Annotated in this window: 6 protein-coding genes and 1 pseudogene; 2 read left to right on the forward strand and 5 right to left on the reverse strand. The window is 42.1% G+C overall.

Going from position 1 to position 11,943, the window contains the following annotated elements:
* Window positions 1–449: 449 nt before the first annotated feature.
* From Q0198_RS01040 to Q0198_RS01060, 5 genes are all read right to left on the reverse strand, one after another.
* Window positions 450–6,650 (reverse strand): hypothetical protein, encoded by a 6,201-nt coding sequence (locus tag Q0198_RS01040; RefSeq protein ID WP_297894010.1) that lies wholly within the window; start codon window positions 6,648–6,650, stop codon window positions 450–452.
* Window positions 6,651–6,902: 252 nt separating this feature from the next.
* Complete coding sequence (gene raiA, locus Q0198_RS01045) at window positions 6,903–7,445, reverse strand: ribosome-associated translation inhibitor RaiA (RefSeq protein ID WP_297894020.1); 543 nt, start codon at window positions 7,443–7,445, stop codon at window positions 6,903–6,905.
* Between the two features lie 15 nt (window positions 7,446–7,460).
* Entirely contained in the window at window positions 7,461–7,985 is a 525-nt protein-coding gene (locus Q0198_RS01050; protein WP_297894022.1) for a hypothetical protein, read from the reverse strand.
* 8 nt (window positions 7,986–7,993) lie between these two features.
* Window positions 7,994–9,058: a type II secretion system protein gene (locus tag Q0198_RS01055; protein WP_297894025.1), complete on the reverse strand. Its 1,065-nt coding sequence runs from the start codon at window positions 9,056–9,058 to the stop codon at window positions 7,994–7,996.
* Window positions 9,059–9,070: 12 nt separating this feature from the next.
* Window positions 9,071–9,805 carry a type II secretion system protein gene (locus tag Q0198_RS01060; protein ID WP_297894028.1) on the reverse strand — a complete coding sequence of 245 codons (735 nt, stop codon included), beginning with the start codon at window positions 9,803–9,805 and terminating at the stop codon, window positions 9,071–9,073.
* A gap of 252 nt (window positions 9,806–10,057) precedes the next feature.
* Between Q0198_RS01060 and bamD the strand changes: the two genes are divergently transcribed.
* The gene (bamD, locus tag Q0198_RS01065; protein WP_297894030.1) at window positions 10,058–10,705 is read left to right on the forward strand and encodes an outer membrane protein assembly factor BamD; all 648 of its coding nucleotides are present in this window, start codon (window positions 10,058–10,060) and stop codon (window positions 10,703–10,705) included.
* An 8-nt stretch (window positions 10,706–10,713) separates the two neighbouring features.
* Window positions 10,714–11,784 (forward strand): annotated as a pseudogene (locus Q0198_RS01070) (LON peptidase substrate-binding domain-containing protein); the annotation flags it as partial.
* Between the last annotated feature and the right edge of the window lie 159 nt (window positions 11,785–11,943).

Below are 11,943 nucleotides of genomic sequence, written 5' to 3' on the forward strand. Positions count from 1 at the left end.
TTTTAGGATGAGGATTGGAATGCGGAATTTTACGAAACAGAATTCTGCAGCTATGTTTGGGGGTAGAAAAATTCTGAGTGGTGAAATTTTATGGCAAATTTTATATGATCGCACTTTGCAAAGCCAACTATGCTAACGGCTGAGAATTTTAATAAGCAATAAGGGATCTCCTCATACGAGATTTTGCTTTGAATTCTACCAATTGAAATTAGTGCGTAAAATTATATATCATTACGATGCGCAAATCTTAGTAAGTAAAATTTACCGCCAAGCTTTGTAGCGAAATTTCGTGATTTAAAATTTAAGAAAATTCTATCTCACAGAATTTTCAAGCAAAATTTACAAAGCATAATTTTAAAAGATCTATCGCCAAGAAAACCGAAATTCCGCCCATAAAAAAAGGCTAGCCCGAAAGCTAGCCTTTGTGTTGCGAGCTTAACGCACGAATACTACCAATCGGTCTTTTGATTGTAGATATCGCGAATGTCGCCCGTACCTAGCTTCTTCGTAGAAGTATCACTAGTACTATTATCTGACGTGCTACCACCGGCAAACGATCCTACATCATCTTCCGTACCGGACTTGACTTGACCCTCGCCACCCCAGACTGTAGGTCTAACAGCTCTTACGTTTACAGTAAGAGGATTGAAATACTGTGGCACACCAGGGAACCTGCTAGAGTAAGCTCCAGTAGTAGGAGGTACAGTAAACATAGTTCTCTGATTGTCAGCAGGCGTATGGATAAGCCATGGGTTAGTTTCAATACGTATCCTAGCCTGACCTGGTACATTAGCCTGGATAGTTATATCTTCCTTGCCACCGCTTACTACATTACCTCTGCGAACAGTTACGCCAGTAGGCGTAAAGCTAGTATAAGCGCTTACGAATTCTGCTCCTATATTATTTAGGGTAGCCCTAGTATTTACTACGAACTTCGTAAAATCAGTTAGGCTATGATCTTGAGCCGCTAGCACGGTAAATATATTCGAGCCAGGGGCTTCATAAGCAAGTTCCGCGCTAGGAGCAGGCATATTCGCGCACCTATCGGTTCTACCGCAATAGATCTGCGTATAAATAGGTACGGTTACCCCGGTTCTGGTAGTGGCTTGATACACTCTAGATCCCAGGCTCTTGTCATATGACGTACCATAGACGAATAGTGCGTAAGTGCCTACGTTGTCACTATAGTCTATAACGGTTTTACCTGTTGCATAGGTCTTACTATTGGAATTAGCAGCGGCTATATAAGCAGCCTTACTTGCAGCTCCGGTCTCGCTAACCTTTCTAGTGATGAAAGTATTAAAGTTCTCTTGCGATAACTTTATATCATCTTTCTTATATTGCTCCGAAGTTGTATCCGAGATAGCATTGTATGATTTATCAAATTTTGACGGCCAAAAATTTTCGGCGATACTAACCGTGCCATTTCTGATACCAAAGTCACTAGCGTAGATAAGCACCGGAGTGCTAGGGGTTTTATGCATCCTAGCGAAATTAAAATACACAGTTGAACCAGGGGTCTGCCCCTCTCTAAATCCTTGTGCCAAAATTCTAAAATCCGTTGACTTTGAATCGTAATTAATTCCTGTACCGCCTTTTGGTTTATTAATAAGTCCGCCTATTAATGAAGCGTCGGAGTAGTAATTAAGCGCTATTCCAAGCGGTATAGGCATGCTGTAGCCAACATCGGCGGCAGAAGCAGCTTCCTCCCAACCTCCGGTAACAGTTGCGCTTAAGGTCCTTGCGTTATATGTATAGCATCTGCTATCATATCCCGTAGAGCCTAGGCACTCGTTAGAATTCTTAGCGAAAAACTGTGTACCACCAGGGATATTGTAGACAACGGTAGGTCTATTAGGATATGGCACGTAATTTGTAGCTCCGCCGGTTCTGATAGCGGTAGCTGTGGAGCAACGTCCGTCGGCACTATTGCTAGCGCAATCAAATCCAAAATTTAGCGCAAAATCAAGATCGCTCGAAAATCCGCACACGGCTTGAGGAGTGCCGCCAACATCTTGCTTATATCCGTCATAAAGGGTAGCGATGACATCCTTATAAACTTTGTCAGATAGATACGCCACGGCATTAACTTTAAGTTTGGCAAGCTGGCTTATCTGACGCGTTACAGCTAAATTCTGTGCGGGATTTTCGCCTGGATATACTACAACATTATTCTCAATATACGGATCATTAAAATATGTATATGCGGATGTTCCGCCGGTGATATTATTATCACCTACGCCAGTTGTTATACCATTATCAAGGCTTACGAGCGACACTCTGATACGATCCGGCTTGTAGCGCAATACAATATTATCATTTATCACTTTATCTTTGTTAGCAGCTATTCTCATGCCTACGTCGCAACCTACCATACCTTTAGCGTCCGGAGTGTTGTTAGATGAATTGATAATACATTTAGCACTTTTCCACTTTTTAGAGTAGGTCTGATCGGAGTAGGCATCCGTCCATGAGTTATCATAGACGCTTACCAGTACATCACCGACATTGTAGTAATTGAAAATTTTATCGGCATTTGCACCTAATCCTTCAGTATAAATAACGGCATTTTCTTTATCTTTATCCACAGAAGCTTTTCTAGACTGAGTCATCAAATATGCGCCTTGAGAATTGCCTTTGCCGCTGAATTTCGCTACACCTCCAGTCTCTACGATATCTCTAGCATTAAAATCCGCCCATAAGCTTACGGCATTTTTATCCCATACTCTTCTATACGATGCGTCGAATTTTGAGCTTGTACCATTTAATACGCACGAAACATCATCACTCTTGCCAAAAGAGCCCTTTTTGATAGCCGATGGATCGATCTCGTATTTGCCTGTCTCGACATTGTATTTAGCACCGGAATACTCTACTGCAGTACCGCCGTAGCAGCCGTCTTGCTTTACACCGCGTTTTAATGTAGTAGTGGCTGTTTTTCTATCGACATAATAAGACTGGGTATCTACATTAGCCACACATTCATTAGATATGAATGGGCGCAAGTAAGTCTGGATGCCACGGATCTTAGTCGATATATCTTGAGTATCGTCGGAATCCGTACCATAGCTTTTACGTAGATGATAGCGCTGATTACCTAGGTCGCCGCCAATTCTTGCAGTATAGTTAGGTACGCCGTTATCGCTGTAACTTCTAGCTGATATTACGTGCGCTAAAATATCTGCGTTCTGCTCATAGTCACCACCCACGCGAAGTTCGGTAGGATTATAAACATCGGTACTAACACCTTTTTTAGTTATATCGCCACTAGCGGTAGTATCTACGATCTTGCTATATTTACCGGAATTATTTAGCGCATCGGTATCTACTTTGAAATACGCAGGGCGGAGTACGAAGTTATCGCTACCGCATATATGGAACGAGCCGTCTTTTGACATTTTAATTCCGAACTCATTGCTAGCCGTATCTATACTATTTTTAAGCTCATCCAGCTTCTTTTGTATAATATTATCCCAGATATCCTTCTTTTGTTCCGCAGTCAGACTTTTATTGCACCAATCAAAATCTTCATTGGCTTCACAATACCCGTATTGCTTCTTAAGCTCCCATTTTTTAAGCTCTAAATAGTAAGCCTTAGGATCCTCACTGTTTAAGTCCTTATCTTTTATATACTTATCTAAATCGGATCTCGAGGTAGCTTGCTCGTCAGGACGATAACTAAGCATAAATGTAAGACCTTGATACGCATCACCTATCTCTATATTATTTAGAGTTAAAATGCTCTTGTTTTTAAAATCTAATTCCTTATCTACAGAATAGGAATCGCCATTTAGCTTAAACGGAATTTTTAAGGTATCAGTTACTGATCGGCATGCATAAACTACGCTATTTTTCTTATCATCCTCACTGACTTTGTCTGACGTAGTAGCAGCATTTTTTGCCCTGATGACGGACAAATATAATTTTCCTCCCAAGCCAAATTTCTCAAGCTTTCTATCCTTGCTACCGATATATACGAGCTTACCTGTATTAGGATCTTTTTTAAAGTAAGGAGAATTCGCAGCCGCACCGATATAATCTGTACATTTACCGGTTTTATCGTCATAAGACTTACAATATTGGCTCTCGTAATCTGGTCTAAAGATGAGTTTTGCATCAAAAGGCTTATCGGAGATTTGAGTATATAGCCTATCATCGTCGTCGCTATTACTAAAATTCTTATTTACTACTTGCAAACCACTTAGCGGCTGGATATCAACACTTTTAGAAACCTTCGTTGCATCGCATAGCTCAAGTTCAGAGGCACTATCCATATCTAGAACGACTCGCTGACCGCCGCCGATATCTAGACTCATCTTGTAGCTTAATGTCACGGCAGGAGCTTGAAGAATTTTTGCACCGGTATTAACGGTAGCGTTAAACTCACCATACGCCGCCTTACCTGGTCTCATTAGACCGCCCACCGGAGTAGTCGTGCCAGCTTTTATCTCTCCTGCACCCTCGCCGATATAGAATTTTAAGACATTATTATCTAGCGTCGTAAATTGTCTATCATTATAGATAGGATCCGTAACATTTGGGGTGCCGCCATTTATGACATCTTTCATCGTCTTATATGCACCCTTTTGACCATCGCGTAGATAGACCAGTTTCTCTGCAGCCGCTGCAGGTATGGTATTTGTAGTGGTAGTGATAGGATCGTTTATGGCTAGTTCATTATTTATAGTAGAACTATCTTTGGTATAGGCAGCGCCTGCCTGAGCAAAATCGATTGACACTACTGCACCTACAGCATCCTCGCTATTACCACCATTTAGTCTGTTTTCGAATTTCATTCTATAGTAGATATGCTCGCCCGCAACTACTGGATTTTTGATCTGCTCTGGCTTATTGTCGTCAATCTCAGTCTTACTATATCTGCTACCGATAACTTTGCCATTCTGCGGATCTTCATCTTTAGTTCTAAAGAATTTTACCCAGTTAGCGGCATTATATACCTCATACTGATAGCATAGTTGAGGAACATACAGATCTACTGATATTGCTATCATACTTATAAAGTTTTGATCGGATTGGTTGTTTGTTGAGTTATACGTACCACCCAGTTCCAACTTTATACTTGATTGCCCGTAGCCCATTTTATCGCTTATATCAAATTCATCTAAATCCACGGCGGCTGCCTGATCCGCTCCCTCGTAATGCTTACCTCTTAGGATTTCCGGTATCGCAGCATATCCACCATTTTCGCTTCTTAGCCTCATAATGGTACCGCCGAATATATTAGAATACCATTCGCTTCCGATTTGAGCCAATGCGTTTATTCCATTAGACCAAGCGGCATTAGGAGTATATAAAGTATCCATTTTACCGCCCGCTTTTTTATTCTCTACTCTAAAAAATTCCTTCGTCTTATCATTGCCGCTCATTTCAGGTCCAAGTTTCGCCTCGCCACCAAAACCTAAAAAACTAAGCTTAGCATTAACGCGACCGCTCCTAGGAGTGTAAAAGCCTTTTAACTCGGCTTTTACGTTTATAGATTCATTTGCGCCTGCCCAAGGTGTAATAGCTATAAAATCACCATATACGGTTACGTTTTTAGGCTTGTAATAATCGTTTTTAAATTTTGCAGCCTCTGCGTAAGTAAACGGTTTCGCTACACCTACAGGATTAGCAGGGCTTTGTAAATCTGCCATTAGCTTATTTCTAGAGTCCAAGGTCTTATCATATACTATGATTACACCCCAGCCACCCCACATACCAAGTCTAATATTTTTTAACTCACCATTAATAAGGGCTGCACCGGCATTATCCCTACCATCGCTAGCTACTATGTTTCCTACGGTAAAATCTATACTATCAGAGTAATCAACAAAGTTTGCCTTCACTTTATCCGTAATATCTGCAAAGCAGCCGTATTCCAAACGCATCTCTACCTTCCGAGGGTTAGGAAGATTTCTATAGCTAGCATTCTCCCTATAATTCCAGCCGGCTACGCCGTTACATCTATCCCTCGGGATATCTATAGGAGCAGTACTTGTTGCACTTTTTGAGCTTTTCATTCTAAGCTTAGCCCATTTATACCATTTCGCAAACTTAACTCCGTCGCCATTTCCTACGTATTTATCCCATCCCTCATTGATAAGCTCTCTTGCCTCTCTTACGTTACCTTGCCAATACAAAGCTGCAAAAACGATATCATCTTTAGTAATACCCTTAGGTAGTTTTAGAGTCGATTTGGAGCTATTTAGATAAAAGGCACCCGCCGAAGTATCTGGATCCTCTTTTAAATAATGACCGTTTGCGCCAGCTATAAAGTTTTTATCCACTTCTTTTGTAACTCCGTCCCAATCAAAACTAAGCACTGTATTTCCAGCTACGGCATAGTCTCCAAATACATAGGTACCGGGACCGCCAAATCTAACTACAGGGGTTTGATTTTTCCAATCTCGAATACCACTAAAATTCCATGTTCCACAATGATTATGACCGGCGCCATCTCCACATTCACCGCTTGAATACCAATACCAATGCGGATCACTACTATTGATCACGCCACTATCAGGGTATTCCCAAGGATCTATAACGGCGGGATTGATCTTAATATTGGGTCTATTATCCGCAAAGGCCCCCGCCACGAAACAAAACAACAGCGCCAAAATGGGCGCAAAGCTAAAACTCTTAACTTTCATGATACTACCCTCCGGTCAATAACATAATTTTTAGCTACTATTTTACATTTTTTTTGCTTAAATTTTATATGGATATGGAACAAATATAAATAAATTTTAAAGATTTCCTAAAAGAAAGATTTTATAAAATGCGATTTTGTTTATCTTGGGCTACATTAAAAATAATATAATAACAAATAAACAACAACTCTCAAACAATTAAAGTAAAGGCGCGAGAATTCCGCGCCTTAAAAATTCTAAAATTCTAAAATTCTAAAATAAGCCGAATTTACCATCTTTACGCTTATAAAGCACACGCATCTTAGCATCCATATCGTTAAATACCAAGAACTGATCGGTACTTTCTTTAAGCTTATTTAGCGCCTCATCGATCTCTAGCGGCTTATATAGATCCAGCTCGGTAGGGACGATCTCATCAACTTCATCGTTTAAATTTGGCTCATTAGCGCCGATTGCATTATCTACGGCATTTTGCTTCATTTCGTCGCGATTTTTATGAGAATTTACCTTATCGTGGTATCTGCGTAGAACTTTTGAAGCGCGCTCGACGATGAGATCGACGGCAGCGTAGAGATCTTTATCTTTTTGGCGCACGACGATAGTGTCTTGATGCGCTAAATTTAATGAAAAATCCACTACAAAACCTTTTTTGCCTTGCTTCTCGTCGGCAGAAATTACACAACGCCCCGAGATGATGTCGAGATTATATTTTTCTAGCGTCTCAAATGCGTTTTCGACATAATTTTTAATAGCTTCTGTTAGCTCAAACTGCTTACCTACGATATTTAAATTCATCGTCTCTCCTTTGCATTATGGTTTTTGAATAGTACGCCTATGATATGTGATCTGTGGCCTTCCCATAACCGCTACATTAGATTTTACTACCACATCTACAAGCGCGGCATGGCTTAGAATTCTGCCCACACTACCGTTTGCAAGCCTTTCGGACGAGCCTTGCCCGAAATTACTATAAGCGACGGTATGATTGCCGGGCGCACCCAGCTGTCTATCGAAATATCCGAATGTCACGGTGATATCAAACATCTTTTGAGCCGGATCATTTGACGGATACTCAAGCGTAATCGTATTTAACGTAGGATTGGTCGCAGCTGTAGCGCCTCCTGCCTTAAGCTCGGTAGTTAAATACTGGTGCTTTTGCATAGCAAGGACTGCCAGCTCCGTAGCACTCTGAGCTAGTAGTAGCGCCTGCTCTCTGCCTTGGATATTATTGACATCGCGAGCCGTCATAGATGCTATAGATAGTGCCGTAATCGCCGTAGTTGCTACAATGATGATAAAAAATATGGCCGCTACTAGAGCAAAACCTTTTTGCATAGTTTTCATTAGTACACCACCTGTGCTTTACAAACGTTTAGATCCAGCTCTGCAGGATCAAAATTTCTGCCGTCATCCCTCATACATAGTTTAAGCGCAACGGCGCCATTATCGTCCTTAAACCTAAATAAGCTCACATCCTCTGCTAGTAACGAGCTGCTAGCAGTGTTATATGAGTGCGCATCATTTGCAACAGTGCTCCATGGACGATAGTTATACCTCAATACTAGATCAAAATTCTTACTCAAATTTCCCGCATTGTCTTTCGTATAAGTTACGACATTAGCGGGGACGATCGCATAGGCACTATGAGCTATATAATACTGCTCAGAAAATTCCTGAGAGTTAGCGTTGTTTGGATTGAACGGATATTGATTGATAGTGATAGTTTCACCTTCCATACTACCGCTACCCGCATCACTAGGAGTGCCTACGGCGATTAGCACGCGGTTTCTACCGTCTGCCCGAACAGCCCTATCGTAACCGAAGCCTATGCCTACGCTAGTAGGCGAAGCATCGTTAGTAACGACCCTAAAAATAACAGCAACTTGGGTGTTAGTAGAAGGTCTATTATATGTCGTAGCCCTTAAATTTCCAACTATCCTAGCTACTTGCGGAAAATTACTACCCAAGGATACCATATTAAACGCAGCCCTAGTATCTGCGATATAGCCGGCATCTCCTTTATCTGCATCCGCTTTCCATGTGCTATCTCGGAGTTGAGACATTGACATAAAGCCGCTCCAGCCAGGATTTCTCTGATTTATATTTCTCGTCTCTACACTTTGTCCGATCCACTCTAATATATCAAATCTCGGATCGGTAAGATCGCTAATCGGCACAAAATCATTTACGGCAAGATCTCTGCCTATGGTAGAGCTTTTTATTCTATCTTCTAAGCGATTTGTGATCAGCATCATTGCATTTTGCGTTCTGGCTTCCAGCTGATTTACCGCACGTACATGCACGTAAGATTTATAGATCTTGGTGTATAGATCAGCGCCAAACATCGAGATGATCCCTAGCACTACGATAACAAACACAAGCTCTATAAGGGTAAAGCCTCTTTTCATCTCGCGCTCCTATTAGTTATGTAGTCTAGTGACGGTTGTCTGAACGCCGACGCCGATATTAGATAAAAATGCCTTTAAAACAACTGATTTAGCAGCACCGTCTCTCGCTACGGCGTCGTTTAGATCCGTAGCAGCAACCCTAACCATCTTGATATTGGTAACGGCGCCATTAGATGGTTGATCGCTAAGAACACCACTTATATCGGTACCGGAAGCATATTCCGCCGCGCTAAAAGGCTCTGCTACATAATCTACATCGACATTAATCCTAGTATTGAGGATAAAATCACCTCTACTGCTAGAGCCCACCAAATTACCGACTGTTATATCGGTCGTGAACTGGTCGAAATCGTCGATATCGTTATAACGACCGCCACCAAAAGAAATTCCATTTCTACCGAATTGTCTTTTTGTAGCTGGAGCTTGAGCGCTAATTCCGCGCCTACTAGCTTCATTTAAAATCCCTGGTCTGACCTCGGGGGCACCATCAGAAGGCGGATTTACCGTTAGAATTCTCCTCATGCAGCTTGCATCACCTCCGCAGCTAGCATCTGCTGCGTATGCGCTATCCCACTGCGCCTTAGATATACGAGACATAAAAGCTTTAGCGTTATATACGAGCTCCTCTTTGATCGCGAGAGCGTTTAGTTCGGTGGTTTGCGCGACGATACGAGGGATCGCCATCGTCGTAATCGCCAAAATCACGATGGTAAAGATCAGCTCGATTAGAGTAAAACCCTTTTTCATCTTACATCCTTTCTTTAAAATTTTGAAATTACGGAAACGCAAACTTACTCTGCGTTATCGGCGCTAATTATACTATTGTTAAACTTAAATTTAGAATTTATCGCGTAAATTTTTTTGGTTTACAAAGATTTTTAAGCCCGAACGCACAAAAATTTTAAAGAAATTCCATTTTTAAATTTGAACGCAGAATTTAAGCTTGCATTTACTCAAAGACTATAAAATTACGAGCTAAATAAATTCCAAGGATTTTTTATGACAAATCTAAGTAAAATTCTATCCGCTCTCCTATTTATCGCGTTTATCGGCGGCTGCAGCGGCAAAGGCGACGGCGAGCTTTTTAATCTAAGCCCCGAGACGTGGTATTCTAAAATTTTAGAAGATATCAACAACGCAAATATGGAGGATGCCGAGAAGCATTACACCAGCTTTTCGAGCGAACATATCGCCTCTCCGCTGCTTGAGGAGATGACACTCATTATGGCGTGGGCTTTTGTGGAGGATGAAAACTACGAGAAAGCAAACAAATACCTAGACGAATATATCCGTCTCTACGGCACGACGCAAAAGATCGAATACGCAAGATTTCTAAAAATTAGAGCAAATTTCGATTCCTTTAGCCGCCCAAATCGCAACCAAAAGCTAATGCTAAACAGCATAGACGAAATTCGAAAATTTATAGCTGAATACCCGCAGAGCGAGTATCGTCCACTACTTGAGACGATGCTAACGAAGCTCAGACTTGCCGAGCATCAGCTAAATATCGACATCAAGGATCTTTACCAGCGCACCGACCGCGAAAGTTCTGCCAAAATTTACGAGCAGCGCATCGAAGAATCCCCGCTAAACGGTACCGACGTCATCAAACCTCGCTCGCCTTGGTATCGCGCGATCTTTGAGTAGGAGGAGCGATGCAACTGATGCAAAATACAACCTTCCCAAGCGATTTACCTATCATCGTCGAGGACGAGCTATTTTTATATCCGTTTATGATAGCGCCCCTTTTCATCGGCGACGAGCATAATAAAAAAGCCCTCGATCTAGCCGCCAAAAACGAATCTATGATAATGGTCGTAAGCTCGAAGTCGGAATTTAGCGGCGATAGAAGCTTCGGCGGTATCTATAACGCAGGCGTCGTGGGCTCCGTTATGAGAACCGTACCGCTTCCCGACGGTCGGGTTAAAATTTTATTCCAAGGCGCGCTAAAAGGCAAAATCGTAAAAGAAATTTCGCAAGATCCGCTGGTCGCTACCGTCGATATCATCCACGACGAGCGCGGCAACGATCAGAAGCTAGACGCGCTGGTAAGCGTGCTAAAGGAAAAAACCAAGACGCTTAGCACGCTTACGCATTTTTTCCCGAACGATCTACTAAAAACCATCGACGACGGCACCGACGCAGCGCGCGTTTGCGATCTGATTTTAAGCGCACTGCGCCTAAAAAAGCAGGTAGCCTACTCATTTTTTACCGAGAGCAACTTGCAAAAGCGCCTTTTCAACCTCATCAACTACATCTCCGACGAGATCGAAGCGCAGAGGCTTGAAAAAGAGATCAAAAGCAAAGTTCACTCCAAGATCGATAAGACGAACAAGGAGTATTTTTTAAAAGAGCAACTCAAGCAGATCCAAAAGGAGCTCGGCGGCGATGCCGATCGCGATGTCGAGATCGAGGAATACCGCAAAAAGCTGGAAGCCAAAAAGCCATATTTGGGCGAGGATGCCTATAAAGAGATTAAAAAGCAGATCGATAAATTCGCCCGCCTTCATCCGGATAGCGCCGATGCGGGGCTCGTGCAGAGCTATCTGGACTGGGTTTTGGAGGTGCCTTTTGAAAAGACCGCCAAACACAAGATGTCCATCGAGGGCGTTACCGCTCAGCTAAACAAAGACCACCACTCCCTGCAAAAGCCCAAGGCGCGCATTGAGGAGTATTTCGCGCTGAAACAGCTTTTAGAGCTTCGCGACACAAGCGGCAAGAAGAGCAACGCTTGCAAGAGCAACAAATGATAGCGCAATTCTCTTTTTCATATTCTTAACTCCTTGTTTCAAAATAATATGTTAAGAATATACCGAATTATCTGACAATTGTCAAGTAGTCAACAGAATTTTTTTACATGTTTACGTTTTCCTTCTCTCTAAACA

This window comes from uncultured Campylobacter sp. (assembly GCF_938045205.1).
Taxonomy (GTDB): Bacteria; Campylobacterota; Campylobacteria; order Campylobacterales; family Campylobacteraceae; genus Campylobacter_B.

What these genes read in the sequence shown, in the direction of transcription:
- Q0198_RS01040 (WP_297894010.1), bottom strand. Translation starts at nt 6,650, where the DNA reads ATGAAAGTTAAGAGTTTTAGCTTTGCGCCCATTTTGGCGCTGTTGTTT.
- raiA (WP_297894020.1), bottom strand. Translation starts at nt 7,445, where the DNA reads ATGAATTTAAATATCGTAGGTAAGCAGTTTGAGCTAACAGAAGCTATT.
- Q0198_RS01050 (WP_297894022.1), bottom strand. Translation starts at nt 7,985, where the DNA reads ATGCAAAAAGGTTTTGCTCTAGTAGCGGCCATATTTTTTATCATCATT.
- Q0198_RS01055 (WP_297894025.1), bottom strand. Translation starts at nt 9,058, where the DNA reads ATGAAAAGAGGCTTTACCCTTATAGAGCTTGTGTTTGTTATCGTAGTG.
- Q0198_RS01060 (WP_297894028.1), bottom strand. Translation starts at nt 9,805, where the DNA reads ATGAAAAAGGGTTTTACTCTAATCGAGCTGATCTTTACCATCGTGATT.
- bamD (WP_297894030.1), top strand. Translation starts at nt 10,058, where the DNA reads ATGACAAATCTAAGTAAAATTCTATCCGCTCTCCTATTTATCGCGTTT.